The following is a 26,655-nucleotide window of genomic DNA, read 5'->3' as shown; positions in this document are numbered from 1 at the left end:
TCGCCCGTTACAGCCGGCCTTGCAGATAGGGTCCGAGCGTGATCAGCGCCACCGCTGCGATCGCCAGCATGATCCCGGTCGCCTGCAGCGCATTGACGCGCTCGCCGAAGAAGACCAGTGCCACGACGTTCACCGAGACCAGCTGGATGACGGCGGAAAGGCTGAACGACACCGACATGCCGAATTCGCGGATCAGCCGCAGCATGATCAGATTGCCCAGCGAATAGAGTGCCAGCGTCAGCGCGATCTTGCCAAGGCTCGGCGCCAGGCCCCATTGCTTGGCGGCTGTCGCCGCCAGCAGGAAAATGACCGTCGAAAAGCCGAGCTGCAGCAATCCTGAAAAACTCAACGCTCCGTCCCCTCTCGAAGCGGCTCCCGCCGCGTGTGTCGCGGACGTTGTTTCCCAAGCGCGCCGGGACGTCAAGCGACCTCGACCAAACGAAGCTCTTGGCAATGGCAAGCCGGAAGCTCAAAGTACTACCATCGCCCAATCTGTCGGTTCGAAGGGCGGTCAGGGGCTCATGATTCGCAGTTTTCAAAACCTGGTGCGGCGCTGGAGCGAGCTTTCCCTTGCCCTGCAATTCGTCATTGCCGGCGGCTTTGGCCTGCTGGCTGTCATGTTGGTGGTGGGCACCTGGGTGACGGCGCAGATCCGGGACGGCGTCATCCGCAATTCGGCCGCCACGACGGCGCTCTATGTCGACAGCGTGATTGCGCCGCTGCTTCCCGACTTGCGCAAGGAGCAGGAGCTCAGCGAGTCCGTCAAGCAGGCGCTGGACGAGACGCTTGGCCAGGGCGCGCTTGGTAAGCGCCTCGAATCGTTCGTACTCTGGCGCCGCGACGGGACGGTTCTCTACGCCAAGGAGACGGCCCTGATCGGCCGCCGCTTCGGTCCGAGCGACAATCTGCGTTCCGCCTTCGAAGGCAACGTCGTCGCTGAATTCAATACATTCGATGATGATGAACGCGAGGAGAAGGCTACCCGCTTGCCCTTGCTGGAGATCTACAATCCCGTGCGCGAGCCCTGGTCGGGCGAGGTGGTGGCGGTCACCGAGTTCTATGAGATCGCCGACGATTTCCAGGCCACCCTGGCGTCCGCCCTGTGGTCGAGCTGGCTGATCGTGGCCGGCGCGACCCTGGCGGCATTCCTGCTCCTGTCGGGCATCGTCCTGCGCGGCAGCCGCACCATCGACGATCAGCGTGGGGCGCTGCGCCGCCAAGTGTCGGAGCTGCAGGGTCTGGTGGCGCAAAACAGTGCCTTGCGACTGCGCGTGCAACGGGCCTCTCGCCGCGCCACCGCCCTCAACGAAAGATATCTGCGCCGTATCGGCGCCGACCTCCATGACGGCCCGGCCCAACTCGTGGCCCTGGCGGCGCTGCGCATGGATAGTCCGATATTTTCCAGCGATGGCCATTCGGGCGTAAGCCGTTCGACCGAGGTCGCGATGATCCGCAAGACACTGGAGGATGCGATGCGTGAAATACGCGGCATCTGCACCGGCCTTGTCCTTCCGCAGATCGAGACGGCTGCCGCAAACGACATTCTGCGGCTGGCCGTCAAGGAACACGAGCAGAGGACGGGAACGTCGGTGACGCTGACGCTGGCCGGACAGTTGCCGGAACCCGGCGCTTCCGAGAAGATCAGCATCTATCGTTTCGTTCAGGAAGGGCTGAACAACGCCTATCGCCACGGGCTAGGCAAGGATCAGGCAGTGAGCGCCGGGATGAAAGGTGGCAGGCTTTTTGTCGAAGTGTCGGACGGCGGGCCGGGTTTCGATCCGGCGGCACGGGTCGAGGGTCTCGGCCTCGCCGGCCTCAGGGAGCGGGTCGAAAGCATTGGCGGACAGTTCGAAACCTTGACCGGGCCGCAAGGTACGCGTTTGGTGATCCGTCTGTCGGTCGAGGAGCAAGCATGACTGGTACCATCCGCATCGCCATTGTCGACGATCATCCCCTCTTTCGCGAAGGTGTGACGCGCAGCCTGTCGGAGATCGGGGGCTTCGAGATGGTTGGCGAGGGCGCCACGGCGCAGGATGCCGAACGCCTCGCCACGACGGTGCGGCCCGACATCTTGCTGCTCGATATCTCCATGCCGGGCGGCGGGCTGACCGCGGTCGCAAGCATCCTCGCCAGCCATCCCGCCCAGAAGATCGTCATGCTGACCGTTTCGGAGGCCAATGCCGATGTGACAAAGGCGCTGAACGCAGGGGTGAATGGCTATGTCCTCAAAGGCGTCGGGTCGCGCGGGCTCGCCGACATCCTGCGCAATGTTGCAGCCGGCGAAAGCTATCTGTCGCCGACGCTGTCGGCCCGGCTGCTTTCGGATCTCCAGTCCCAGCAGCCGACCGACGGCATTGCGGAACGGCTGCGGCAGCTCACCGATCGGCAGACGGAAATCCTGCGGCTGGTGGCGGAGGGGCTGAGCAACAAGGAAGTCGCCTTGCGGCTTGAGCTGCAGGAGAAGACCGTCAAGCACCACATGACCGGGGTGCTGTCGAAGCTCAATGTGCGAAACCGCACCGAAGCGGCCTTGATGATGCGTGAGTTGCGCGACCGCGACAGGCCTTCTTAGAGCATTTCACCGTTTCACGGAACGGCGAGCTGCTCTAATTCTTTGTTTTGACGCGATTCTAGACGGAAAACCGCTTCACACTTTTCCTAGAATTGCTCCAGGCCAGGTACGGGGAAATGCGCAACGGTTTCCCGTCCCGGATTGCGCAAAAGCACGTCGCGCCTCGGGACTGCAGCCATTGCGGTGCCGAAAACCGGGACGCTGGCCAAAAACGAGGTCACCTCCGCCGGGGGGCGGCGGAGGTGACGTGCAAAGCTGACCGTTGCCTGTTGGCCAGCTTCACAAGGCCTTGAGACGATTGGCATCGGCCGGGGTAGCCTGGCGGTCGATGATCGTGCGACCGAGCGCGTCCTTCATGCTGAAACGACCGTTCTCGAGCTTTTCCGTTATGCCGTCGGGGTGCCGGACCGTGATCTTGTTGCCGGTCACGTCGACCTTGTCACCGGTCTTTGCATTGACATGGCTCCCGCTCTTACCCTGATTGGATCCTGATTTGCCGCTGTTGCCATTCCCATTGCCGTTGCCGCTATTGCCGCTGTTCCCGCTATTGCCTCCGCCGGAATTGCCGCCGTTGCCGCCCCCACTGTTGCCTCCGCCCCCACCACCACCGTTGCCGCCGCCACCTTTGCCGGCGTATGCGCTGGCGGTCTGGATGCCGGAAACGGAGCCGTCCAGGACAATTTGGTAGGGAGCAATCGTCAACGCCAGCGCCGCTGCCGATTTGAGCGCCAGCCGGCAACAACGGGTCGTGACCGATCTGTGCATTTTGATCTCCGACGACTGAGCCCGGCGCGCCCCACCCCAACGTTGCAGTGCAACAACATTGCCGAAAGACGCGGCGCCCGGAAGCGACCTCCGACCGTTGCGGTTGTCAACTAGGACCTTTGCAAGCGCAAGATTGGACTAAAGTCCCAAGCCTATGCTACATTAGCTTTGCATGAACGGCGCCGCGACCGCCATCGCTAAACGGGAGACTCGCTTTCCCGACGCCTGACGACGGCAGACGCCGAACATCAAGTCACCTCCGCCGGGGGCGGCGGAGGTGACTTGTCGAGCCGGCTTTGTCCGTTGATCCGTTGGCAACGACTGACGTCATGCGCCGTTGTAAGATGCGCGCGAAACATGCCGCCGAAGGTCTCCTTCCTCTCGAAAGACGATTCCGGAGCAGCTCACGGCCTTCGGGAATGCTGAGCCAGCGCTGCGCGCAATGCCTGTCGCGTCTGAAACGTCTCCCGATGTCACGAAAATGTGACCCGGCGATTATAAGGGGGTCAACAGGTACCCCACGCTCCAGCCACCCGACAGCCAGAGGCAAGCCACGATGACTGACCTTCGCTCCCCCGACACCCGATTCCGCACCAGCCTGCTCGAGGAAAACGACGGCCCGGCGATCAACGCCTCCGACAACCGCACCATGGGCGAGATCATCGCCGCGCGGTTCTCGCGCCGCGGCTTCCTCAAGGGCTCGCTGGCCGTCTCGGCCATCGCCGCCACCGTCAGCCCGCTGGCGCTGATCAGCGCCGACGAGGCCAGGGCAGCGGGAGGCTCGGCCTTCGCGTTCGACGAACTCGAGGCCGGCATCGACGACAAGCACCATGTCGCGTCGGGTTACGATGCCGATGTCCTGCTGCGCTGGGGCGATCCGTTGTTTGCCGATTCGCCCGACTTCGACCCGACGAAACAGTCGGCCGAGGCCCAGGCGAAACAGTTCGGCTACAACAATGACTATGTCGGCTACATCCCGATCGACGGCTCGGCCGAACATGGCCTGCTGGTGGTCAACCACGAATACACCAATCCGCATCTGATGTTCCCGGGCATCGTGAAGATCGTCGAAAAGGACGGCAAGAAGTCGGCAGAAGTCGCACCCCTCTCGAAGGAGCAGGTCGATGTCGAGATGGCCGCCCATGGCGGCACCATCGTCGAGATCCGCAAGGATGGTGGCAAATGGCAGGTGGTGCGCGACGGCAAGCTCAACCGCCGCATCACCTCCAACACCGAAATGGCGCTGTCCGGCCCGGTTGCCGGCCATGACCGCGTCAAGACCAATGCCGATCCGTCCGGCACCAAGGTGTTCGGCACGTTCAACAATTGCGCCGGCGGCGTCACGCCCTGGGGCACCTATGTGATGGCCGAGGAGAACATCCATGGCTATTTTTCCGGCGAGCTGCCGGAAGGCCACAAGGAAGCCGCGAACTACAAGCGTCTCGGCATTCCCGAAGGCGCCTATGAATGGGCGGCGCATTACGAGCGTTTCGACCTCGCCAAGGAACCCAACGAAGCCAACCGCTTCGGCTGGATCGTCGAGGTCGATGTCAACGACCCGACCTCGACGCCGAGGAAGCGCACCGCCATGGGCCGCTTCAAGCATGAGGGCGCCGAATCGATCGTCGCCAAGGACGGCCGCGTCGTCTTCTATCTCGGTGACGACGAGCGCTTCGACTATGTCTACAAGTTCGTGACCAGGGCCGCGTTCAATCCGAACGATCGTGCCGCCAACAAGGACCTGCTCGACGATGGCACGCTGCATGTCGCCAAGTTCGCCGAAGACGGCACGGTCGAATGGCTGCCGATCGTCTTCGGCCAGGGGCCGCTGACGGCTGAAAACGGTTTTGCCAGCCAGGCCGACGTGCTGATCGAGACGCGCCGCGCCGCCGACCTGCTCGGCGCCACCAAGATGGACCGCCCGGAAGATGTCCAGCCCAATGGCGTCAACGGCAAGGTCTATGTCATGCTGACCAACAATTCGAAGCGCAAGGCCGACCAGGTCGATGCTGCCAACCCGCGCGCCGAAAACGCCTTCGGCCACATCATCGAAATCGCCGAGGACGGCGGCGATTTCACCGCCGCCAAGGGCAAGTGGGAAGTGCTGCTGAAATGCGGCGATCCGGCGGTCGCCGATGTCGGCGCCACCTTCTCGACAGCAACGACGGCCAATGGCTGGTTCGGCATGCCCGACAATTGCGCGGTCGATTCGGCCGGGCGTCTCTGGGTCGCGACCGACGGACAGGGGCCGAAAGCCACCGGCCGCACCGATGGCCTGTGGGCAGTGGACACCGAGGGGGCGGCGCGGGCGACCTCGAAACTGTTCTTCCGCGTGCCGATCGGCGCCGAGATGTGCGGTCCGCTGTTTGCGCCCGACGACCAGACCGCCTTCGTCGCCGTCCAGCATCCGGGCGACGGCGGAGAGGACTGGGAAGCGTTCGGGCGCCCCTCTTACTATGAGGACCTGTCGACGCGCTGGCCCGACTTCAAGCCCGACATGCCGGTGCGGCCGTCGGTGGTCGCCATCACCAGACAAGGCGGCGGCAAGATCGCGGTCTGATTGCCCACTCGCATGGGCAGCAGCGGAGCAGAATTTGCGCCGCTGCTGCGCCTTGAAGCCGCGGCATGTATCCCTTGGGCTGCGGAGCAGCTCCAGAGGTCTGCGCCGCGTCGCTTCGCTCCTTGCTCCGCCCCAGGATGACGAGGCGACGGGGGAAGTCGGTCAAGCCTCGGGAAAGATTGGCAATTTAAACGTGGCGCTCTAGGTCTTTATCAGGAGATCGCCATGTCGAAGTCTGTCTATGACCGTGGCTTGCTCAAGCCAGCCGATATCGCCAAGCTGCAGCGCGTGTTCGACGAGGCCTGCCGGCGGCGCGAGGCACATCCCGATTCCGCCGACGCGCGGGAAATCGCGCTTAACCTGCTCGCCCTGCACAATGCCGGCATGGTGGAAGAAGACATGCTGATGGAAGCCGTCGGTTTCCGGCGGCTGGAACCGAAATCAGCGTGATGCGCTGGATTGGTGCGGGGCCGACCTTGCAATTCGTTTGGCGATCGCCTTGGCCAGGATGCCGGCATTGGCGAAGCAGCCGCGAATGCTTGGCCGCATGCCGGTGAACCACAGACCGGGCAATTTTGGATCGGCTTGGCCACCGTTGAAGAGCGGAACGCCCTTGGCGTCGAGCACGCCGAGCTTGCCGACCATGGGCTCCAGCCCGGTGCGGTAGCCTGTCGCGGCAATGACGATGTCGGGATAGATCAGGCTGCCATTGGCCAGGATCACGCCATCGCGGGTGAATTCCCGTATGCCCGGCACGACGGTGATCTTGCCGGCCTTGATGGCGCCGACGGCGCCGTCATCGGCGGCGATCGCGGTATAGTCCGAGGTCAGGCGGCTGGCGCCGCCCGCAGGCGCGGGCGGCAGGCCGAATTTGGTCAGGTCGCCGAAAACCAGCCGCTGCGTTGCCGCCATCACGGCATCGGCGATCCGCAAAGGCAGGCGCGCCATGAGCGGCGAAAGCCTATGCACGGCGATCTTGGCAATCCGCTTGGGCAGCAAAGCGGGGCCGCTGCGGGCCGACAGCCAGATGGCGGCCGTGTCTATGCCGGCCAGATGATTGAGCGCGTCGAAACCCGAATTGCCGGCGCCGACGACCAGCACTCTTTGGCCCGCATAGGCTTGCGCGTCACCGAAATCCGCCGAATGGATGATGCGCCCGACGAAATCCTTCATGCCTTTCCATTCGGGGGTGAATGGCTGCCTGTCGCGGCCGGTGGCGATGACGACATTGCGGGCGAAGCGCAGTCCGGCGCTGGTGCGCAATGCCCAGTGATCGCCCTTGAAGGTGATCTCTTCGACCGCGACGCCAAACTGCACCGGCAGCCGGTTCTCCTTCTGGAAATCGTTCATGTGGCGGATGACGACCATCCTTTGCGGAAAGGCGGGCGTGCCAGGGGGAAAGGCGAGACCAGGCAGCGAAGAAAGATCGCGATGGGTGTTGAGATGCAATTGCTGGTGGCGCCGGTGCCAGGGCTCGGCCAGCCGGCTTTCCTTTTCCAGGATCGCCGTCGGCACGCCGGCGTTCATCAAGGCATGCGCGGCGGCCAGCCCAGCAGCACCGGCGCCGACGACGATTGCCGGCTCGACCATGGCCGGCAGATCCGCAACCGATCTGATTGTCGTATCCGTCATTCACTCGAATCCCATTGGACGTCCCGCCGCAAGGCTCGCAGGACGCTGTAACCGTTTGATCGCGCGCAGGATCCCTGCAGCAAACCGCGGCCGAATTTCGAGCGATGCGATTTAGAGCCACACGCCGGGCCGCGGTTGCGCTCTATATGGCATATGCGCGATATCAACGGTAATCAGGTCGCGGCAATGTGATTGATTCGAGGCCTTGGGTGGCTGGCGGGTCTCGGTTATCCCCCACGCGCATGTCCGAAATCGAGTCCGATTTTCGAGTCATGCGCAGAATCAAAGTGTTACAGCACCTTGGCGCGTCCTGGACGGCCGGCGCTGTAGGCGGCACGCGGAATCTCGACCATGCCCTCCTTGCGGTTCCATTTCGACAAGATCCTTGAGGCTGCCGCGCCCGAGGTCGAGCGGCAGGCGCTGACCCATGTCGAACGCCTGGCACTGGTGCGCCGCTATGGCGACTTCTCGCTCGCCTATTCCACCGCCGTGCAAGGCAAGCTTTCCTATTTCGGCGACGCCGATGGCTACATCGCCTTCGGTACCAAGATGAAGCACCATTTCGCGCTCGGCGACCCGGTGGCGGCTCCGGCGCGTCGGGCCGATTACATCAAGCGCTTCGTCGAGACCGCCGGCAGCCCATGGTTCGTGCAGGTCGGCGAGGACACCGCATGCGTGCTGGCCGGCCTTGGCTACAAGGTCAATCGCCTCGGCATCGACACCCGCCTCGCCCTGCCCGAGCATGATTTTTCCGGGAAGCGCAACGAGACCGTGCGCTACTCCGAGCGCTGGCTGCTGAAGAAAGGCTTTTCGTTCGAAGAGGACAAGCGCACCATCTACCTCGACGAGATCGCCCGGCTTTCGGAAAACTGGCGCGGCGACCGCATCGTCAAGCGCTGGGAGATGGGCTTTCTCAACCGCCATTTCGCCGACCATCTCGGCACCGACATGCGCCGTTTCGTCCTGCACGGTCCCGATGGCGAACTGGTCGCTTTGCTCGACTTCGACCCGTTGTTTGCCGACGGCAAGGTCATCGGCTACACCACCGCCTTCAAGCGCAAGCATCTCGACGCCTCACCGCATGCCGAGGTCGGCCTGACCAAATTCGCCGTCGACCGTTTTCGCGAAGAGGGCATCTCGGTGGTCACGCTCGGCCTGTCGCCGCTCGTCGATGTGGGTCCGAGCGGATTTGCCGAAAGCGATTTCTGGCGCAATGCCTTCCAGCGCGCCTATTCTTCGCCCTGGGTCAACCGCCGCAGGTTCAACCTGCAGGGCCAGGCGGCCTTCAAGCGCCGCTTCCACGGCGTCGAAGAGCCGGTCTATATCGCCTTCCGCAAGGGAACGTATGTCGAGATGCTGGGGCTGCTGCGGCTGGTCAAGGCGATCTAGGTCTGCTGATATTCAGGTGATGCCGGCCTGCAAATGGCGGCTTCCTGCGCTTCCGGTGCTCACGTACGAAAAGTACGCTCCGCTCCGGTTCTCGGAATCCACCATTTTCGTCTCGGCCTGACCTGAATCTCAACAGACCTGTACTTTCGCCGCTCAATTCCTCAGCCGATAACCGGTCCTGAAGATCCAGGCGACGATGCTTATGCAGACCAGCAGGAAGACGACCGTCATGCCGAGGCTGACGCCGACCGAAACGTCGGACTTGCCGTAGAAGCTCCAGCGGAAGCCGCTGATCAAATAGACGACCGGGTTGAACAGCGTCACCGTGCGCCAGATCTCGGGCAGCATGTTGATCGAATAGAAGCTGCCGCCGAGGAAGGTCAGCGGCGTGATGATCAACAGCGGCACCAGCTGCAGCTGCTCGAAACTCTTCGCCCAGATGCCGATGATGAAGCCGAACAGGCTGAAGGTCACCGCCGTCAGCACCAGGAAAGCGAGCATCCAGAACGGATGCAGGATGGTGAGCGGTACGAACAGCGAGGCGGTGGCCAGGATGATCAGGCCGAGGATGATCGATTTGGTCGCGGCGCCGCCGACATAGGCGATGACGATCTCCAGATAGGAGACCGGCGCCGACAGAAGCTCGTAGATCGAGCCGACGAATTTCGGGAAATAGATGGCAAAGGAGGCGTTGGAGATCGACTGCGTCAACAGCGACAGCATGATCAGNGGCCGAGCCGAAGACGACGAAATACAGCGACGTCGAGATGACCGGCGAGACGATGCTCTGCAGCACGGTGCGGAAAGCACGGGCCATTTCCATCCGGTAGATCGCCCATACTGCGCGAAGGTTCATGGCGGCGCGCAGGTTCATGGCTCCCTCCTCACCAGATTGACGAAGATCTCCTCGAGCGAAGAGTTTTGCGTGTCGATATCGCGGAACTGGATGCCGCCGGCCTCGAGATCGCGCATCAACGAGGCGACGCCGGGCCTCTCGGCCTGATTGTCATAGGTGTAGGTCAGCTGCCCGCCATCCGGCGACAATTCCAGCGCATAGCGCGAGAGCGCCTCGGGAACGGCCGTCAGCGGATTGCGCAGTTCCAGCACCAGCCGCTTGCGGCCGAGCTTGCGCATCAGTTCGGCCTTGTTCTCGACCAGGATGATCTCGCCGCGATTGATGACGCCGACGCGGTCGGCCATCGCCTCGGCTTCCTCGATATAGTGCGTGGTGAGGATGATGGTGACGCCGTCCTCGCGCAGCCGGCGCACCATCGCCCACATGTCCTGGCGCAGCTCGACGTCGACGCCGGCGGTCGGCTCGTCGAGGAATAGGATGCGCGGCTCATGCGACAGCGCCTTGGCGATCATCAGCCGGCGCTTCATGCCGCCCGACAAGGTGATCGCCTTGGCGTCCTTCTTGTCCCACAGCGACAGGTCGCGCAGCACCTTCTCGACAAAGCCGGGGTTGGCCGGCTTGCCGAACAGGCCACGGCTGTAATTGACCGTCGCCCAGACGCTCTCGAAGGCGTCGATGGTCAGTTCCTGCGGCACCAGCCCGATCAGACCGCGCGCGGCGCGATAATCCTTGTTGATGTCGTGGCCGTCGACGGTGACCGTGCCCGACGAACGGTTGACGATGCCGCAGACGATCGAGATCAGCGTCGTCTTGCCGGCGCCATTGGGTCCAAGCAGCGCGAAGATCTCGCCGCGCTGAATGTCGAGATTGACTTCCTTGAGCGCGGTGAAACCGGTTGCGTAGGTCTTGGAGACCCCGGAAATGGACAGGATGGAAGGCATGGATGAAAACGGCTGCTTGAAAGAGGTCCCCTGATATAGGACGAATGTCGGTGCTTGCAACCGCAAGTCAATGCCCTGCTGACAGTTCTCGACAATCGTGCCGGCCGGCCGTTGCAGGTGCGGCGCACAGGCCCGGAGTTGCGCGGCACGCAACCGGCAAAATTGTCCTGTGGCGTTCAGCCTCGCGGCAGGACGCCGCTTTGACGTGAACTCGCTTCGGGCCTATCCTTCGCGAGTATTTGCAGCAGCCGGAGCCCATCATGGACCCGCTCATACTTTCGCGTATCCAGTTCGGCACGAATATTTCATTCCATATTCTATTTCCGACGATCACCATTGCGCTGGGTTGGGTGCTGCTGTTCTTCAAGCTGCGCTACAACGCGACCAACGATTCCGCTTGGATGCGCGCCTATTTCACCTGGGTGAAGGTTTTCGCGCTGTCCTTTGCCATGGGCGTGGTTTCGGGCGTCACCATGAGCTTCCAGTTCGGCACCAACTGGCCGGGCTACATGGAAAAGGTCGGCAACATCGCCGGGCCGCTGCTGGCCTACGAAATCCTCACCGCCTTCTTCCTCGAAGCGGCCTTCCTCGGCATCATGCTGTTCGGCTTCCGCCGCGTCTCCAACCGCATCCACACGCTGGCGACGGTGCTGGTCGCCGGCGGCACCACCGTCTCGGCATTCTGGATCATCGCGCTCAATTCCTGGATGCAGACGCCGGCCGGCTTCGAGATGCGCGACGGCGTGGCGCATGCGGTCGACTGGTGGGCAATCATCTTCAACCCGTCAATGCCTTACAGGCTGACCCACATGCTGCTGGCGTCGGGGCTGACGGTGTCGTTCCTGATCGCTGGCCTGTCGGCGCTGCGCTATCTCACCGGCGACCGCTCGGAATCGATGTGGAAGGCGCTGCGCACCGGCGTCTTCACGGCGGCGACCCTGATCCCGATCCAGATCTTCGCCGGCGACCAGCATGGGCTGAACACGCTGGAGCATCAGCCGCAGAAGATCGCCGCCATGGAGGCCAACTGGAACACCGGCCCCAACGTGCCGCTGGTGCTCTTCGCGCTGCCCGACGAGGCAGCCAGGGAGAACAAATTCGAGATCGCCATTCCCGATGGCGCCAGCCTGGTGCTGCGGCACTCGACCAGCGGCGTGGTGCCGGGGTTGAACGACTATGCCGGCAATCATCCGCCGGTCTTTCCGGTGTTCTGGGGTTTCCGCATCATGGTCGGCACGGGCATATTGATGCTGCTCGTCTCATGGTCGGCGGCCTTCTTCCTCAAGCGCCGGCACAGCCTGCCCAAGCCGCTGGCCATGCTGATGGTGCCGATGGCGCTGTCGGGCTGGCTGGCGACGCTGGCCGGCTGGTACACCACCGAAATCGGCCGCCAGCCCTGGCTGGTGACCGGCGTGCTGAAAACCGCCGACGCGGTCGGCCCGGTGGCCGGCAGCCATGTCGCGCTGACGCTCGCCATATACCTCGTTCTCTATGTGCTGTTGCTGATCGCCTATCTCGGCGTGCTGGTGCACCTGGCGCTGAAGGCGGCGAAGGACGGCGATTCATCGCCGCTGCCGGGCGTCATGAACGCCGCCATGTCGCAGCCGGCGGCTGGCGAGTAGGAGAAGAAAATGAGCTTCGACTGGCCAACCGCGCTCCCCTTGATCTTCGCCGGCCTGATGGGCCTCGCCATCCTGATCTACGTCATTCTCGACGGTTTCGATCTCGGCATCGGCATTCTGTTCGCCGCCGCTGAAGACACCGAACAGGATACGATGATTGCCGCGATCGGCCCGTTCTGGGACGCCAACGAAACCTGGCTGGTGCTGGCCGTCGGCCTGCTGCTGGTCGCCTTCCCGCTGGCGCATGGCGTCATCCTGACGGCGCTCTACATTCCGGTCTTCGTGCTTTTGCTCGGGCTGATCCTGCGCGGCGTCGCCTTCGATTTCCGCGCCAAGGTGCCGACCGAGCGCAAGCACCGCTGGAACCGTATTTTCTTCCTCGGCTCCATCATCGCATCGCTGGCGCAGGGCTATATGCTGGGCGTCTATGTGCTGGGCCTCGATGTCGGCCTCGGCGGCGTGGCGTTCGGCGTGCTGGTGGCGTTCTGCCTTGCCGCGGCCTATGCGGCGATGGGCGCCGCCTGGGTGATCTACAAGACTGAAGGCGAGTTGCAGAGGAAGGCCGTGCGCTGGCTGCGCACCGCGCTGGTGCTAACCGCGCTCGGCATGGCGGCGGTGTCGCTGGCGACGCCCTTCGCCAGCCCGCGTATCTTCGACAAATGGTTCGTCTGGCCGGAAATGCTTTATCTGTCGCCGCTGCCGATCCTGTCGGCGCTTTTGTTCCTGTGGCTGTGGCGGCAGACCTTCCATCTGCCGAAGCCCGACGACCGCCATTCGTTGATGCCGTTCCTGACGCTGGCCGCCATCTTCGCGCTCGGCTTTGCCGGCCTCGCCTGGTCGTTCTACCCGTTCGTGGTGCCGGATCGCCTGACCATCTGGCAGGCGGCTTCCGCGCCGGAGAGCCTGGCCATCATTCTGGCCGGCACCGTGGTCGTGCTGCCGGTCATCATCTTCTATTCGTTCTATGCCTACCGGGTGTTCGGCGGCAAGGCGACGGATTTGACTTATGATTGAGGTGGGTCAGTGGGGGTGAAGGTGGCAGCGGCTACCGTGCCTTTGTCATCCTAGGGCGGAGCAAGGAGCGAAGCGACGCAGCGCAGACCCTAGGATCCATGCCGTAACGGTGGTGCAGTGATCCGACGGTGCAAGAAACGGTGCGCCTACCACCCCGTCCCGCGAAAAAGCTTGAACCACTCCGGATTCGCTTTTTCGATCAGGTCGATCTTCCATTGGCGAGGCCAGCGCTTCAGTGATTTCTCGCGCTGGATGGCATCAGTGATGTCGAAAAATTCCTCATACCAGACCAGCCGCTGCACGCCGTAGCGGCTGGTGAACCCTGCGCCTTGGCCGGATTTGTGTTCCGGCATGCGGCGGCCGAGGTCATTGGTGACACCGATGTAGATCGTGCCACGCTTTTGGCTAGCGGTCATGTAAACGTAGCCTGTCATCGCGCGAAGATAGCTGGCGATCTGCCGGGCAGCCATCCCGCCCCGTTGCATTCTACGCCCAACGTCGCGGCATGGATCCTAGGGTCTGCGCTGCGTCGCTTCGCTCCTTGCTCCGCCCTAGGATGACGACGGAAAGGAGGGCGTCGCCGCCCTTCGCACACCCGCCCCCGCTTCTCGCGCTCGACTCAATTGCTCGCCGACAGCACCAGCACGGGCTTTTCGCTGTAGAGCGTCGGGAACAGTGCCTTCAAGTTCGCCACCTTGGGCAGGTCGTTGTAGACGATGTAGGGATAGGTCGGGTTCAGCGTCAGGAAATCCTGATGGTAATTCTCGGCCGGATAGAAGGTCTTGCCGGTTTCCAGCGTGGTGACGATCGGCTCCGGGAACACCTTGGCCTGGTCGAGCTGGGCGATGTAGCTTTGCGCGATCTTCCTCTGTGCATCGTTTTCGGTGAAAATCGTCGAGCGGTATTGCGTGCCGGAGTCCGGACCCTGGAAATTCAGCTGGGTCGGGTTGTGGGCGACCGAAAAATACACCTGCAGCAACTGGCCATAGGTGATCTCAGACGGATCGTAGGTGATCTCGACGGATTCGGCATGCCCGGTGCGGCCTGAGCCGACCGTCTCGTAGACGGCGGTGTCCCTGTCGCCGCCGGTGTAGCCGGAGACGGCCTTGGTGACGCCCTTGACGTGCTGGAAGACGCCCTGCACGCCCCAGAAGCAGCCGCCGGCGAAGATTGCCTTTTCAGTGCCGGTGGCCGCCTTCTCGTCGATTGCCGGCGGCGGGATCTTCACCGCGTCCTCGGCCGAAACCGCCGGCGTCAGCCAGAAGGCGGCGCCCGCTGCGGCAAGTGCCAGGGCGGCGAGCGCGCTGCGGAAGACGTTCGACGATTGTCTGGTGACTGGTTTTTGAATGTCGGTCATGGCTTGAGCTCCTGTGACGTCCATCATGTGGAGTCTATTGGATAAGATACGATCATGCGACGGGCGAGTTGCGGCCGAAGCCTCACTTTCACGTGCATCCGGATACGGACCCGCGGGACCGAAGCCGGAAACAGCACCACCTTTACTTGGCCGGCGCCATCGCATCCGTTGCCGGCTTCATGGCGTCGGCGGCCGGCTTCATGGAATTGGTGGCCATCGGATCGCCTGGCTTCATCGCATCGGTTGCAGGCTTCATCGCATCCGCGGCCGGTTTCATGGCATTTGCAGCCGGCTTCATCGCGTTGGTCGCGTCGTCGGCACGAGCGATGCCGCCGGAAAACAGCGCCGTCGAGCACAAAGCGAGAGCGAGCGCCGGCAGCGTCAGGCGGGAAATGGTCATGATGATCTCCTTGGGTTGGTCGTGAAGGCGCGCCCTCTTGGCGGCCGTGCTATGCGGCGCCGCTCCATGCGGCGTTGCGCAATCTCTTGCCGAAGCGCGATCTAGTCGGTCGCGGCAGCCAGGATCGGTCCGCCACCGGGCGACTGCACGAGCACGGCGGTGCTCAGGCCGCCGGATGCGGCGGGCAGCGGATACGTCGCGGCCGCGCCGGTCCAGCTGCCGAGGTTTTTGAGCGCATGCACGACATTGGCGTGCGGCAAGGTGCGGCCGGTGTTTTCGCCGCGCGCCACCGGCACCTCGACGACGCCCTTGGCATAGCGCACCAGCCAGACATCGGCGTGGCCGCCAGGTGCGGCGCCGGCGCCGATGCTGATCTTGCCGCCATCGAGCGACAATGCCGGGCCGCCCGTCCGGCCGCTCACCGAGATCAGCTTTTCGATCTCGCCGGGTGCGGCGCCGACGACATCGGCATGGCCGTTGACCACCACTTGCGGCGTGAACGGCCCGTCACGGCCGAGCGCCGGCTCGTAATTGACCTGGCGCCGGGTGAATTCCTGTTTTCCGAAAATGTCCTTCCAGCCGAGATAGTCCCAGTAGGTGACGTTGAACGACAGCGCCAGCACGCCGGGCTGATCCTTGACCTTGATCAGATTGGCGTTGGCCGGCGGGCAGGACGAGCAGCCCTGGCTGGTGAACAGCTCGACCACGGTGAGCGGCTGGGCCGCCGCCGCACCGAGCGACGCCGCCAGCGCGAGCGCTGAGAGGCTGGACACTGTGACGAACTTGCGGGACATCGGCTTGCTCCGTGGGCGGCGGCGCCTGGAAGCGCCGCTCATGTCCCCACTTCGCCGCTGCTTGCTGCTTCGTTACAGCGTTCACCGGTTTGTGATGAGGTTCGGGAGATCGCAGGGAAAGCCGGAGGGACAGCACCCCCCTCTGGCCTGCCGGCCATCTCCCCCGCAAGGAGGGAGATCGACCCTCATCACGGCTTTCGCCTATCACTAGCTTCGCAACAGGAGCGCGGCCGACGAAGCTGCCAATCTCCCCCCTTGCGGGGGAGATGTCCGGCAGGACAGAGGGGGGTGTGAAGGATCGCCAAGCCTCACAAGCCCATAGGGCGTTTAGCCTGGGGCAGCGTCTACTGCGTCAGCACCGTGTTGGAGGGCCGCTTGTTGAAGTCGCACTTGCCGGTCACGCTGTAGAAGAAGTCGGCGTTCGTGACGTCTGGCAGTGGAGGATTGTTGCCGCCGTCTTCCCATGCCTGGTCGCTGGTCTGGCTGCAAGGCACCACTTTGAAGATGTCGACGTCCGTGTTGCTGGCAACCTCGACGGGGAGGTATTTGGAAGGGTCCAGTGCCTTTTGTGCCGCGGTGCTGTACCCGGCGCCGAGGTAGAGCCGGTTCGACGTGTCTGTATTGTTCGACCTGAGCGGGTTGACCGGTCCGGACGGCACATCCATCTGCAGATAGAGCTTGTCCACCGTGCTCACGTTGACTGTTGCGCCACTGCTGTTTCCGGCGGTATTCGTGGTCGCGCACGTCGTCTTGAAATAGATGGTGGCGCTCGTCTTTCCGCTTTTTGCCACCGCGGTGCTTTTGTAAACTCCCGCAGTGGCAGTGAAATCGGTTGCCGATCCTACTGTCGTGCACACTTGGGTCTGAACCAGCGTATTGGTTGGTCCCGTGGTAATAGTTGTCGTGCCGTAACCTTTCGGCTCGGTAGCCGTGTAGGTCTTACCCCCGCTCGTATAGGAATAACTATACGCTTTGTAGTTATAGTTGGCCTTCATCATGGCCGTCGGTGTGGTCGTGGAGGTCCAACCGTAGGGAAGGCCGTACAAGGTCATGGTCTTGTTCCAGTAGCCTGAAACGTGATCGACGTTGAATGTGGCCTCCACCAGTGCGGGCGTCTTGCTCACCGCCGACGAGACACCGACCGCCACCGTCGGGATCCTGGCGATCTGCATGAACACGGTCGGCATGGCGTAGCTTGCCGAGGCCCGCGCTGTGGCGGTGCCGTTGGCGCTGACGTCGAAGCTGTTCAGCGTCGCGGTGCCCTGTCCGCCGTTTTCTCTGTAGGTATCCTGGAGCACCACCTGGCGCTGCGGCTTCGTCGAGGCTGTTTCCATCGTGGTGATCGACAGGATCGCGGCGTCGAGTGCCGCCTGCTCGGTCGACCTGGTCTGGACCGCGGAGGTGTAGTCGACGGAAAAGCCGATCGCGGTGATCAGCGGAATCATGGCGAGAACAAGTATCGGTGCGAACGAGCCGCTCCGCGACTCGATAAAACTGCCTGCAAGCCCCCGCATGCCTTCGTCCTTACATCAGATATTTCCCCCGGCTAACATGCCGATCACAAATTATGCTCTAACGCGCATGGTTAAAATTTATCGATTTTTCGAGGAAACCGGGGGGAAAGGCGACAAGCGCCCGCACCGCTTGCCCCGGCAGCGGCCTGCTCTGCCTTCCCGGCAGCGCCTGTACGGCTTGCAAGGCAACGGGCCGCGCCACATGTACGGCGGCAGCCTGCCGCTTGCTCGGGCAAGCCACCCCTGCTAAACGCGCGCCATGAGCACGCCCCTCGACCACATCCGCAATTTCTCCATCGTCGCCCATATCGACCATGGCAAATCCACGCTTGCCGACAGGCTGATCCAGCTGACCGGCGGGCTGGAGCTGCGCGACATGAAGGAGCAGGTGCTGGACTCGATGGACATCGAGCGCGAGCGCGGCATCACCATCAAGGCGCAGACGGTGCGGCTGAAATACCGCGCCAACAATGGCGAGGACTATATCCTCAATTTGATCGACACGCCCGGACACGTCGACTTCGCCTATGAAGTGTCGCGGTCGCTGGCCGCCTGCGAGGGGTCGCTGCTGGTGGTCGACGCCTCGCAGGGCGTCGAGGCGCAGACGCTGGCCAATGTCTACCAGGCGATCGACAACAACCACGAGATCGTCGTGGTGCTGAACAAGGTCGACCTGCCGGCCGCCGAGCCCGAGCGCATCCGCGAGCAGGTCGAGGAGGTGATCGGCATCGACGCCTCCAACGCCGTGCTGATCTCGGCCAAGACCGGGCTTGGCATTCCCGACGTGCTGGAGGCCATCGTCCACCAATTGCCGCCGCCGCGCGAAGGCGATGCGACCGCGCCGCTGAAGGCGATGCTGGTCGACAGCTGGTACGACGCCTATCTCGGCGTCATCGTTCTGGTGCGCGTCATCGACGGCGTTTTGAAAAAGGGCCAGACCATCCGCATGATGGGCACCGGCGCCAAGCACCTGGTCGAGCGCACCGGCGTGTTCACCCCGGCCCGCATCAATGTCGACGAGCTCGGCCCCGGCGAATTCGGCTTCTTCACCGGCTCGATCAAGGAAGTGGCCGACACCCGCGTCGGCGACACCATCACCGAGGACAAGCGCACCACCGCCAAGGCGCTGCCCGGCTTCAAGCCAGCGCAGCCGGTGGTGTTCTGCGGCCTGTTCCCGGTCGACGCCGCCGATTTCGAGGACCTGCGCGCCGCGGTTGGCAAGCTGCGCCTCAACGACGCCTCCTTCTCCTTTGAAATGGAAACCAGTGCGGCGCTCGGCTTCGGCTATCGCTGCGGTTTCCTTGGCCTGCTGCATCTGGAAATCATCCAGGAGCGGCTGGAGCGCGAGTTCAACCTCGACCTCATCGCCACGGCGCCCTCAGTCGTCTACCGGCTGGCTCTGACCGACGGTTCGATGAAGGAACTGCACAACCCGGCCGACATGCCCGACGTGGTGAAAATCTCCGCCATCGAGGAGCCGTGGATCCGCGCCACCATTTTGACGCCCGACGACTATCTCGGCGGCATCCTGAAACTCTGCCAGGACCGGCGCGGCATCCAGGCCGACCTGTCTTATGTCGGCAAGCGCGCCATGCTGATCTACGATCTGCCGCTCAATGAGGTCGTCTTCGATTTCTACGACCGGCTGAAGTCGATCTCCAAGGGCTACGCCTCGTTCGACTATCACCTCACTGACTATAAGGAGGGCGACCTCGTCAAGATGTCGATCCTGGTCAATGAGGAGCCGGTCGACGCGCTTTCCATGCTGGTGCACCGCACGGCGGCGGAAAAGCGCGGCCGTCAGATGTGCGAGAAGCTGAAGGAGCTGATCCCGAACCATCTGTTCAAGATCCCGATCCAGGCCGCCATCGGCGGCAAGGTCATCGCCCGGGAAACCATCTCGGCGCTGCGCAAGGACGTCACCGCCAAATGCTACGGCGGCGACGTCTCGCGCAAGCGCAAGCTGCTGGACAAGCAGAAAGAAGGCAAGAAGCGGATGCGCCAGTTTGGCAAGGTGGATATCCCGCAGGAGGCGTTTATTCAGGCGCTGAAGATGGGGGATTGAGAAGCCGGTTGGCGCGCAAAGCGCGCCAAGTCATCGATCCGGTGGATCGATGACAGGCTTCGAAAGCGGGGGAGCTGCCGGAGGCAGCGGGCCCCCCGCCAGCGCGGCGCTGATGCTGCACGGTGGGGATTAGGCACAACACCCCAGTCACCCTTGCATTCTCTACCCCCGATTGTATCGTTGCCTCATTTCTGGGGAAATAACTTTTCATGCGCAAATACGGGATTCCGTTTCTTCCGTCTTGTTGGGCGGAATGATGCCAAAGTTGGTTGGCGGCCGACCCGGATTTAGGAGTTGGGTGGATAAGCACCCCGATCCCAAGTGGGGGCTCATGCCCTTAACTCATATTACGAAAGGCATTGTCGCAGAGGATATCATCCGCTCAAATACCGTCTCGGTAAGCGATTGCAAAGTCTTTGGCGAGCCCCTCGCATATCTTTTCTATGGGCGGCCCGCTTATCGGGTTGCCGGAGATGGATCGATTCGCGTCGAAGCAGCCTGCCCTTTCTGTTTTATTTTCGACGCATCGCTTATTCAAAAGGCCAAAGCAATCTTTGCGTTCGACACCGGAGCATTCGACAAGCGGTTATACAGTCGAATCCTTATGGATGAGATGACTGTCGAGGACTTTAGCTTGGAAGGCGACACCACAAGACCCAACCGGATCATTTCAGCCTTGTTTGGCACCCGCAGGGAATATTTCGAAGGTGACACGTCAAAGATCGATTCCGGGCGAGCAGCAGAAGCATGGGAGTTTCACGCACAGGCCTACTTAGATCTCTTAACATCGCCCGGGCGCAATGAACCAGACGACAGAATTTGCTCAATCGAGGTAATTCTTGGCGAACCAATCTCTATCGAAGGCAATCTATCCGCCGTAGTTGTCCCACACACGCTCTGGGATGGCGAAAAGGGGGCGCCATGGCTTGAAAGACTTGTCCAAAGCGGTGTCGTGGTCAGCCCTTATACGTTCGTACCTGGTCGCCATCCTGACTACTATCAGGCCCACCTCGAAGCTGCGGTTAGAGACTTGTACTTAGCTTGGGGGGACTTGTGAACAGCACTCAGACCTTCTTCGTCGTCGGGTGTTTGCCATTTCTGGATGATTTGGTCGGCTTTGCTCTTCCAATACTGAAGACGCCTGCAAGGCCACATACAGAAGTTGTCCAGTATATAGATGAGTATACTGGATTGGTCTCTGGGTTTTTCGAATTTGAAAGGACATCCGAGAAGATTGTCCTGCAGCAAAGTAATTTTACCGTTAAAATTGGAGATGAGCACGTTCTCGCATTTGTTACGGAAGACGGCTTTTGCCATCTGGGCACGACTGCAAGTCTAGCGCCCATCCTACGGGGCTTCATATCTCGCTTTCCGAAGAGAAATTCAATTGCCTTGCAGGTTGCGGAACTGATCGGTAACGCCCAAGAAAAGAAACTTGCTCGTCTCTCAATGCGTGAAGAGCTCGTCAACTCAGCAGGGTTGCCGTCTGCTAGGGCATTTTACGAGGGAGCCGCTCTTAGGTCGGCAGTTTGGGCAAATCTACTCGCATTGGCCCCAAACGCAGATGTTGCAAAACGTGTTCTAGGCGCTCGCGCGAGATTGGGCGCATCCATAGGCGTGGGAGGTGAATTACTACTTCACCTAGATGCTCTGGACGACGGTGACCGAGCTTTGATGAATGAAGAGATCTTAAAGGATGCGATAATTTCCGAATTTGCGATCATCCCAGACATGATCGCTACGCCTAACCCAACATACGAGAAGTATGACAATGTACAAGATAGCGCGGTTAAAGATTTACTTATTGAGGTTCGATCCGCGCGGCGCCAGGAAGAACGCATTGCGATTCTTATTGCTGGCATACTTGAAAATAGAAACGTTGGTATTTCAGCCCTCTTGCAGTATGAACGCGATAAAGCGAAGTTTGCGAACCTTGCCCTTGATAGGATTAGAGATACCCTTATTAGAGACGACGGCGATGATCGTTTGATGGAAATTGCGGCTGCAAAGCTTGTGCGCCATTTGTATTCCGCACAGTTTCCCGCAAGCAGAGGCTCGTTACTGTTATTTTTTGCGAAATATCTGGCGGGGTGGCCGGAGATAAATGGCGAGATACATCGGAGGCTAGGTAGAACCCGCAGCATTTTTGTTGAGCAGTATAGGCCAGCGATTGAAGAATTCCTTAAGAGTCCAAGAGTTCAGAACCGAGAGGGACCTAACCTGCCCCTATTCCGGGCATCGCTCCGATCCAATCCCATCGATTGATCTGTCTAACGACATGGGCTCCCCCTCGACACCTCCCCGCTTTCCGCGCGCCCCCTTTGAGAGCGCCCCGCCATGACGTATCCTCCCGACGGCTTGGGGAGACATCACATGCGCACCACTTCAGACACCGCCGCTTCTCTCGGCCTCGCCATTGGCGGCGCCTTGGGCCTCGCCGGCCTTTCGTCGCCAGCGCTCCACTGCGCGAAACGCTGTGGACGATCGATGGCGCAGCGCCGGTGGTGGCGACCGCGCTACTGATGATAAAATATCAGCGGCTGGGCAATGATGGCGTGGTGGCCGGCTTCCTGACCTTCCTCGCCGGCGAGAGCCTGCTACTGGCCGGCAATGCGGCGGGGCTGGAGACCAGCGTGCCCTCCTATGTCGGCGGCATTTCGCTGTGGGCGGCGGCACTTGTCATGGTCAGCGCGCCGAAAACTTTTGCCCTGTGGATGCGGCTCCCTCGTGGCCGCCGTGCTGTTTGTCGTCTCGGCCGGCATGACCCTGTGGGGCGCGCCCTTGCTGCCGACCTCCGCGCCCCTGCCCGCCGCCGGCTACCCGTTTCTGGTGCTGACTTTTATCGGCTGGATCTGCACGCTTCTGAGGGCGGCGCGGTGAGCCTTTGTCTGCTTCCGTACCAAACGTCCGGCCTAGTTGATCGAGCATCACCGGAACGGTAAAAAATCCGGGCGGCGGACCCAGGTTCGCCAGTGGCCGGCGCGGGCTCAGGCAACTGCCTCACCGGCATTCGCGCCGGCCATTTCCCAGGTGCAATTCGGCCAACGTTGGCGCCGCCCCTCATCTGCCGCCATCTTCTCCCCGTAAACGGGGCGAAGGACGCGGTGGTCGATGATTTCGCTAGTCGCCAACCTTGCAATGGAGGCGCCGGGGATGGCGCGGCTTGGTTCCTCGCCCCACGAAGTGGGGAGAGGTGGCCCGGCGAAGCCGGGACGGAGAGGGGCCAGCGCGGCGTTGGGAGGTAGTTTCTCAAGGGTTGCTGTCGTGTCAGCCAGCTCTCATTCTTGATACGGTTTTGGTTTCGCGAAGGGCGTCCCCCGCTCCGTCCCGGCTTCGCCGGCCCACCTCTCCCCCACTCCCGTGGGGGCGAGGAACCCAAGGATGGAAAGCCTCAACTCTCAATCCAAACCTTCTCAAAATGCTGCTCGAGCGCCTGGTGCTGTTCGCAACCTTCGACGCCTTTGCGGTACGTCCGGTAGACCGAGCGCCAGTAGGGTTGGATGATGATGCCGGAGTCGCGCAGATTCTCCTCGATCTTGGCCATGATCTCCTTGCGCGCCCTGGCGTCCGGGGTCGCCAGCGCCTTGTCGAGCAGCTCGTCGAACTCCTTGCTGGCGTAGGCGCTTTCGTTCCAGGCGGCGCCCGATTTATACGCCAGCGCCAGCACCTGGACGCCGAGCGGGCGGCCGAGCCATTCGGTGCAGGAGAAGGGGTATTTGCTCCAGTCGTTCCAGAAGGTGGCGGCGGGCAGCACGGTGCGCTTGATCTTCAGGCCGGCCTCGCGCATCTGCGCGCCGATGGCGTCGCCGGTGGTCTTTTGCCATTCGACATCGACGGAGATGAGCTCGAACTCGTGATCGGCCTTGCCGGCTTCCGCGAGCAGCTTCTTCGACTGGTCGAGGTCGCGCTTGGCCGGGCCGATATCGGCATATTCGGGGTGCATGGGGCCGACATGGTGGTTGTCGGCGGGCTTGCCGCGGCCGCCGAGGCCGAGCGCCAGCACGGCGGAATTGTCGACGGCGAGCTGGGCTGCGCGGCGCACCTTGACGTCGTCATAGGGCGCGTTGCCGACATTGAAGCGGGCGACGATGGTCGAGCCGGTGGCGATCTCGGAATTCATCAGCCCCATCTGCTCGGTCTGCGAGACGGCATCGGAGGCGGTCTCGTGGTCGGTGTCGATCTCGCCGGATTCGAACGCCGACAGCATGGCGTTGGGGTCGGAGCCGTAGTCGACCCATTTGATGCCGTCGAGATGGAATTCGCCCTTCCACCAAGGCTTATCCCTGCGCTTCACCTCGGCACCGGTCTCGGCATCCCAGCTGACCAGCTCGCAGGGGCCGGTGGTGATGGCCAGCGCCTTCAGCGGGTCGCCGTCGCCCTCATAGGAGCGGTGCATGATCAGTGCGGGATAGTCGGCCATGCCGGCGATCAGCGAAATGTCGGGTTTGGGCAAATTGAGCTTGATGGTGAAGTCGTCGACCTTGGCGATGCCGCCATCGACGACCTTCTTGGTGTCGGCATTGACCAGCGCGCCCATGCGCGCGGCGACCGAGTTGCCGGGCACCGAGGCATCGCACCAGCGGGTGAGGTTGTGGATGACATCGTCGGCGTTGAAGGCATCGCCATTCGACCAGGATATGCCCTTTCGCACATGCAGTGTGAGCGTCCTGGCGTCGTCGCTCGCCTCCCAGCTTTCGAGCAGCCAGGGCTCGAAGGAGAAGTCGGTGTTCCAGCGCACCAGATATTCGTTGCAGTGGCGGGCGACATTCGACATCTCCACGCCGTCGAAGGTGCGCGGGTCCTTGAAACCCTTGACGTTCATGGCAACGCGCAGGACGCCGCCCTTCCTGGGCTCCGCCGCGCGGGCAGGCGTGGGGGCGAGCCCGCCTAATGCCAGCGCCCCGGCGGCGCTGACGCCGAGGCCGGCCATCAGGGCCAGGTATTCGCGGCGGTTGATGCCGCCGGTCCTGAAATCGTCGGCGACGGGCTTGGCTTGCGGGTGCAGTTTGCGATCGGTCAGCATGAATTTCATCGTCGTTCCCCTGTTGTTGATGCATGCCGCCCAAAAGTGCCCAGCGGTTTTGGGACAACGGCATGCACAGAAAAATCGCCCCGGCCGATCGACAGACGCGGGGGCGGACGCGACCGCCGGGACGCCATTGCCTGAGGGGAATGATAGAGCGAGGTGACGCCGGGAAGTGTTCGGGAATCCGCAGTGATTGTGCGGGGTTCCGCAGGGTGCCAAGCGATGGCCTCCCCCTTCGAAAATTGGCGAAGGGTGACGTGACAGCCAATCTCCCCCCTTGCGGGGGAGATGTCCGGCAGGACAGAGGGNACATCTCCCCCGCAAGGGGGGAGATTGGCGCCCCACCGCCGGCGCCTTCCTTCCTCAGCCACTCAATACGGCCACTCGCCCTTACCCAACGCACCAACCGCCGCAACAATCCGCGCAAACGCCTCCGCCGCCGCCGGCACCGTTGTCCGGGCGCGCAGGAAGCTGTGCACCAGCCTCGGCTCCTCGTGCCACCACGCCTTGCCGCCGGCGGCCGCAATACGGTCGCGATAAGCCTCGCCATCCGACGACAGCGGGTCGCATTGCGCCGTGACGATCACCGTCGGCGGCAGGCCGGAGAAATCGGTGTCGCGCAGCGGCGAGAAGGTCGGATCGTCAGGTGATTGCCGCCTGGCCGAACGGACGTCGCGGTAGAAGGCGATGTCGGCCACCGACAGCAGCGGCGCCTCGGCGTGCTCGATATAGGAGCCGGCGCGCTCGTCGCCGCCGAGCTCGGGGTAGATCAGCACCTGGCCGACCGCAGCTCTGATATGGCGGCGCGTCGCCTGCGCCACCGCGGCGGCGAGGTTGCCGCCCGCGCTTTCGCCGCACAGCACCAGCGGCAGATCTGATGACACTGCCGCCCATTCGAAGGCGGCCACCGCATCGTCGAAGGCGGCGGGATGAAGATGCTCCGGCGCCAGCCGGTAGTCGACCGACAGCACGTCGAAGCCGGTGCCGGCGCAGAGCTCGGCGCAGATGTCGTCATGGCTTTCCAGCCCGCCGAGGATGAAGCCGCCGCCGTGGTAGTAGATCACCATCGCCTGGGCGGCCTTGCCGGCAAACCGGTAACGGCGGATGGGGATGTCGCGGCCGGCGGCGGCGATCAGGCCATCGCTGGCCTTGACGCCGGGCGGGCGGCCCTGGTGGAAGGCCCGGCTCATCCGGTCATAGACTTCGCGCTGCCTGTCGATCGGCAGGCCGATGATCTCAGGCGGATACCAGGTGTTGACCGCGTCGATATAGGCCCAGAGTTCGGGGGCGAGCCGGGTTTCGTATTTGCCCCGAGTCATGCTTTCGACAGTCATAGATCGGCGTAGAGCGCGGCCGCATTCTCAAAACTGAAACGCAGCGGCACCGAGCCTTCGACCTGCCAGGCGGTGACGGTCTCGCCGGCCAGCAGCCGGCAGGCGCCGTCGGTGTCGGTGACGGCGCCACCATAGAGCCGGTTGGCGAGGTTGAGGATGCCGGTCTGGTGCATGGCCGCGCTGCCGCTGCCGCAGGCATCCTTGACCAGCAGCACGCGAAATCCTCTGGCCACCGCATCCTTGACCGACGCGTCGATGCAGGCCTCGGTCCAGACACCTGCCACAACCAGCCATTCGATGCCCGAAGACTTGATGTCACGCGCCGCCGGCCCGGTGCGGAAGGCGCTGGCCTCGGCCTTGATCAGCAGCGCCTCGCCCTTGGCCGGCGCCACCTCACGGCAGATCTCGGTCAGCGGATCGCTCTTGTCGGAAAAGGCCGACTTGCCGTCCTCACCGAGCGGATGAAACGGCCGGTCCTGGCTGTCGAGATCGACGATGTAGGCCCAGTGGTAGAGCGGCACATGGTTCTGCCGCGCCGCCGCCTGCAGGCGCTGGACGTTGGCGAGGATCGTGGCGTAGCCGTCGACGAGATAGCGGGGGTCCTGCCGGTGCTCTTCCTGCAGGTCGATGAAGATCGCGGCCATTGTGCCGGGTTTGATGGAGATGGGGGTTTTCATGCGGCTTCATTATCCACGGGCGGAGCAGTCCAAGACTCTTGCCTGTGCCGGTGGGACAGCACCCCCCTCTGCCCTGCCGGGCATCTCCCCCGCAAGGGGGGAGATCGGCCGTCGCGAATGCCCTCGCCAATCGTCAG

General features: G+C 62.7%; 23 protein-coding genes and 1 pseudogene. 11 read left to right on the top strand and 13 right to left on the bottom strand.

The window, feature by feature from the left end:
- Window positions 1–7: 7 nt before the first annotated feature.
- A complete protein-coding gene (locus X735_RS140395; protein ID WP_013528672.1) occupies window positions 8–349 on the bottom strand; it encodes a hypothetical protein in 342 nt (113 codons plus the stop codon).
- A gap of 172 nt (window positions 350–521) precedes the next feature.
- Between X735_RS140395 and X735_RS140400 the strand changes: the two genes are divergently transcribed.
- Together X735_RS140400 and X735_RS140405 are read left to right on the top strand one after the other, a co-directional pair.
- Complete coding sequence (locus X735_RS140400) at window positions 522–1,916, top strand: sensor histidine kinase (RefSeq protein WP_023813469.1); 1,395 nt, start codon at window positions 522–524, stop codon at window positions 1,914–1,916.
- Entirely contained in the window at window positions 1,913–2,572 is a 660-nt protein-coding gene (locus X735_RS140405; protein WP_023813468.1) for a response regulator transcription factor, read from the top strand. The genes X735_RS140400 and X735_RS140405 overlap by 4 nt, the downstream gene beginning before the upstream one ends.
- Window positions 2,573–2,851: 279 nt before the next feature.
- Here the strand turns inward: X735_RS140405 and X735_RS140410 are convergent, their stop codons facing one another.
- Complete coding sequence (locus X735_RS140410) at window positions 2,852–3,337, bottom strand: hypothetical protein (RefSeq protein WP_023813467.1); 486 nt, start codon at window positions 3,335–3,337, stop codon at window positions 2,852–2,854.
- Window positions 3,338–3,893: 556 nt separating this feature from the next.
- Here X735_RS140410 and X735_RS140415 point away from each other — a divergent pair.
- Complete coding sequence (locus tag X735_RS140415; RefSeq protein WP_023813466.1) at window positions 3,894–5,897, top strand: PhoX family phosphatase; 2,004 nt, start codon at window positions 3,894–3,896, stop codon at window positions 5,895–5,897.
- A gap of 225 nt (window positions 5,898–6,122) precedes the next feature.
- Window positions 6,123–6,347 (top strand): hypothetical protein, encoded by a 225-nt coding sequence (locus tag X735_RS140420; RefSeq protein ID WP_013528677.1) that lies wholly within the window; start codon window positions 6,123–6,125, stop codon window positions 6,345–6,347.
- Here X735_RS140420 and X735_RS140425 read toward each other — a convergent pair.
- Window positions 6,339–7,529, bottom strand: a complete 1,191-nt coding sequence (locus X735_RS140425; protein WP_023813465.1) for an NAD(P)/FAD-dependent oxidoreductase — start codon at window positions 7,527–7,529, stop codon at window positions 6,339–6,341. The genes X735_RS140420 and X735_RS140425 overlap by 9 nt on opposite strands.
- 351 nt (window positions 7,530–7,880) lie before the next feature.
- On the opposite strand from X735_RS140425, the gene X735_RS140430 reads away from it, so the two are divergent.
- Window positions 7,881–8,918, top strand: a complete 1,038-nt coding sequence (locus X735_RS140430; protein WP_023813464.1) for a phosphatidylglycerol lysyltransferase domain-containing protein — start codon at window positions 7,881–7,883, stop codon at window positions 8,916–8,918.
- A gap of 153 nt (window positions 8,919–9,071) precedes the next feature.
- On the opposite strand, the pseudogene X735_RS04705 reads toward X735_RS140430, so the two are convergent.
- Together X735_RS04705 and X735_RS140435 are read right to left on the bottom strand one after the other, a co-directional pair.
- A pseudogene (locus tag X735_RS04705) lies at window positions 9,072–9,774 on the bottom strand (ABC transporter permease).
- A gap of 14 nt (window positions 9,775–9,788) precedes the next feature.
- Window positions 9,789–10,715: an ABC transporter ATP-binding protein gene (locus tag X735_RS140435; protein ID WP_023813461.1), complete on the bottom strand. Its 927-nt coding sequence runs from the start codon at window positions 10,713–10,715 to the stop codon at window positions 9,789–9,791.
- Between the two features lie 260 nt (window positions 10,716–10,975).
- On the opposite strand from X735_RS140435, the gene X735_RS140440 reads away from it, so the two are divergent.
- Together X735_RS140440 and X735_RS140445 are read left to right on the top strand one after the other, a co-directional pair.
- Window positions 10,976–12,337: a cytochrome ubiquinol oxidase subunit I gene (locus X735_RS140440; RefSeq protein ID WP_023813460.1), complete on the top strand. Its 1,362-nt coding sequence runs from the start codon at window positions 10,976–10,978 to the stop codon at window positions 12,335–12,337.
- Between the two features lie 9 nt (window positions 12,338–12,346).
- Window positions 12,347–13,351, top strand: a complete 1,005-nt coding sequence (locus X735_RS140445; protein ID WP_023813459.1) for a cytochrome d ubiquinol oxidase subunit II — start codon at window positions 12,347–12,349, stop codon at window positions 13,349–13,351.
- Between the two features lie 146 nt (window positions 13,352–13,497).
- On the opposite strand, the gene X735_RS140450 is transcribed toward X735_RS140445, so the two are convergent.
- The 5 genes from X735_RS140450 to X735_RS140470 all read right to left on the bottom strand — a co-directional run bounded on the left by X735_RS140450 (window position 13,498) and on the right by X735_RS140470 (window position 17,416).
- A complete protein-coding gene (locus X735_RS140450) occupies window positions 13,498–13,785 on the bottom strand; it encodes a GIY-YIG nuclease family protein (RefSeq protein ID WP_031213667.1) in 288 nt (95 codons plus the stop codon).
- A 185-nt stretch (window positions 13,786–13,970) separates the two neighbouring features.
- Window positions 13,971–14,708, bottom strand: coding sequence for a peptide-methionine (S)-S-oxide reductase MsrA (msrA, locus tag X735_RS140455; RefSeq protein ID WP_023813457.1), 738 nt, complete (start codon window positions 14,706–14,708; stop codon window positions 13,971–13,973).
- Window positions 14,709–14,850: 142 nt separating this feature from the next.
- Window positions 14,851–15,108, bottom strand: coding sequence for a hypothetical protein (locus X735_RS140460; RefSeq protein ID WP_023813456.1), 258 nt, complete (start codon window positions 15,106–15,108; stop codon window positions 14,851–14,853).
- Window positions 15,109–15,209: 101 nt separating this feature from the next.
- The gene (locus tag X735_RS140465; protein ID WP_023813455.1) at window positions 15,210–15,902 is read right to left on the bottom strand and encodes a DUF1223 domain-containing protein; all 693 of its coding nucleotides are present in this window, start codon (window positions 15,900–15,902) and stop codon (window positions 15,210–15,212) included.
- Between the two features lie 344 nt (window positions 15,903–16,246).
- On the bottom strand, window positions 16,247–17,416 hold the full coding sequence (locus X735_RS140470) for a pilus assembly protein TadG-related protein (RefSeq protein ID WP_023813454.1): 1,170 nt from the start codon (window positions 17,414–17,416) through the stop codon (window positions 16,247–16,249).
- A gap of 259 nt (window positions 17,417–17,675) precedes the next feature.
- On the opposite strand from X735_RS140470, the gene lepA reads away from it, so the two are divergent.
- The 4 genes from lepA (at window position 17,676) to X735_RS1000000169400 (ending at window position 22,423) form a co-directional block, all read left to right on the top strand.
- Complete coding sequence (gene lepA, locus X735_RS140475; RefSeq protein WP_023813453.1) at window positions 17,676–19,481, top strand: translation elongation factor 4; 1,806 nt, start codon at window positions 17,676–17,678, stop codon at window positions 19,479–19,481.
- A 298-nt stretch (window positions 19,482–19,779) separates the two neighbouring features.
- On the top strand, window positions 19,780–20,538 hold the full coding sequence (locus X735_RS140480; protein WP_155930603.1) for a hypothetical protein: 759 nt from the start codon (window positions 19,780–19,782) through the stop codon (window positions 20,536–20,538).
- Window positions 20,535–21,746 (top strand): hypothetical protein, encoded by a 1,212-nt coding sequence (locus X735_RS140485; RefSeq protein WP_023813451.1) that lies wholly within the window; start codon window positions 20,535–20,537, stop codon window positions 21,744–21,746. The genes X735_RS140480 and X735_RS140485 overlap by 4 nt, the downstream gene beginning before the upstream one ends.
- A 236-nt stretch (window positions 21,747–21,982) precedes the next feature.
- Window positions 21,983–22,423, top strand: coding sequence for a hypothetical protein (locus tag X735_RS1000000169400; RefSeq protein WP_245273288.1), 441 nt, complete (start codon window positions 21,983–21,985; stop codon window positions 22,421–22,423).
- A gap of 449 nt (window positions 22,424–22,872) precedes the next feature.
- Here X735_RS1000000169400 and X735_RS140490 read toward each other — a convergent pair whose 3' ends face one another.
- From X735_RS140490 to X735_RS140500, 3 genes are all read right to left on the bottom strand, one after another.
- Window positions 22,873–24,513, bottom strand: coding sequence for an ABC transporter substrate-binding protein (locus X735_RS140490; protein WP_023813449.1), 1,641 nt, complete (start codon window positions 24,511–24,513; stop codon window positions 22,873–22,875).
- A gap of 365 nt (window positions 24,514–24,878) precedes the next feature.
- Window positions 24,879–25,826, bottom strand: a complete 948-nt coding sequence (locus tag X735_RS140495; protein WP_050592743.1) for an alpha/beta hydrolase — start codon at window positions 25,824–25,826, stop codon at window positions 24,879–24,881.
- An 11-nt stretch (window positions 25,827–25,837) separates the two neighbouring features.
- Entirely contained in the window at window positions 25,838–26,518 is a 681-nt protein-coding gene (locus X735_RS140500; RefSeq protein ID WP_031213665.1) for an isochorismatase family protein, read from the bottom strand.
- Between the last annotated feature and the right edge of the window lie 137 nt (window positions 26,519–26,655).

Source organism: Mesorhizobium sp. L2C084A000 (assembly GCF_000502875.1).
Lineage (GTDB): Bacteria > Pseudomonadota > Alphaproteobacteria > Rhizobiales > Rhizobiaceae > Mesorhizobium.
This window is presented reverse-complemented; position numbering and strand designations above follow the sequence as displayed.

Coding starts and splice junctions, on each gene's coding strand:
- lepA (WP_023813453.1), top strand. CDS start 17,676: ATGAGCACGCCCCTCGACCACATCCGCAATTTCTCCATCGTCGCCCAT.
- X735_RS140460 (WP_023813456.1), bottom strand. CDS start 15,108: ATGACCATTTCCCGCCTGACGCTGCCGGCGCTCGCTCTCGCTTTGTGC.
- X735_RS140440 (WP_023813460.1), top strand. CDS start 10,976: ATGGACCCGCTCATACTTTCGCGTATCCAGTTCGGCACGAATATTTCA.
- X735_RS140400 (WP_023813469.1), top strand. CDS start 522: ATGATTCGCAGTTTTCAAAACCTGGTGCGGCGCTGGAGCGAGCTTTCC.
- X735_RS140435 (WP_023813461.1), bottom strand. CDS start 10,715: ATGCCTTCCATCCTGTCCATTTCCGGGGTCTCCAAGACCTACGCAACC.
- X735_RS140415 (WP_023813466.1), top strand. CDS start 3,894: ATGACTGACCTTCGCTCCCCCGACACCCGATTCCGCACCAGCCTGCTC.
- X735_RS140405 (WP_023813468.1), top strand. CDS start 1,913: ATGACTGGTACCATCCGCATCGCCATTGTCGACGATCATCCCCTCTTT.
- X735_RS140465 (WP_023813455.1), bottom strand. CDS start 15,902: ATGTCCCGCAAGTTCGTCACAGTGTCCAGCCTCTCAGCGCTCGCGCTG.
- X735_RS140495 (WP_050592743.1), bottom strand. CDS start 25,826: ATGACTCGGGGCAAATACGAAACCCGGCTCGCCCCCGAACTCTGGGCC.
- X735_RS140450 (WP_031213667.1), bottom strand. CDS start 13,785: ATGACAGGCTACGTTTACATGACCGCTAGCCAAAAGCGTGGCACGATC.
- X735_RS140430 (WP_023813464.1), top strand. CDS start 7,881: ATGCCCTCCTTGCGGTTCCATTTCGACAAGATCCTTGAGGCTGCCGCG.
- X735_RS140490 (WP_023813449.1), bottom strand. CDS start 24,513: ATGAAATTCATGCTGACCGATCGCAAACTGCACCCGCAAGCCAAGCCC.
- X735_RS140420 (WP_013528677.1), top strand. CDS start 6,123: ATGTCGAAGTCTGTCTATGACCGTGGCTTGCTCAAGCCAGCCGATATC.
- msrA (WP_023813457.1), bottom strand. CDS start 14,708: ATGACCGACATTCAAAAACCAGTCACCAGACAATCGTCGAACGTCTTC.
- X735_RS140500 (WP_031213665.1), bottom strand. CDS start 26,518: ATGAAAACCCCCATCTCCATCAAACCCGGCACAATGGCCGCGATCTTC.
- X735_RS140410 (WP_023813467.1), bottom strand. CDS start 3,337: ATGCACAGATCGGTCACGACCCGTTGTTGCCGGCTGGCGCTCAAATCG.
- X735_RS140445 (WP_023813459.1), top strand. CDS start 12,347: ATGAGCTTCGACTGGCCAACCGCGCTCCCCTTGATCTTCGCCGGCCTG.
- X735_RS140470 (WP_023813454.1), bottom strand. CDS start 17,416: ATGCGGGGGCTTGCAGGCAGTTTTATCGAGTCGCGGAGCGGCTCGTTC.
- X735_RS140425 (WP_023813465.1), bottom strand. CDS start 7,529: ATGACGGATACGACAATCAGATCGGTTGCGGATCTGCCGGCCATGGTC.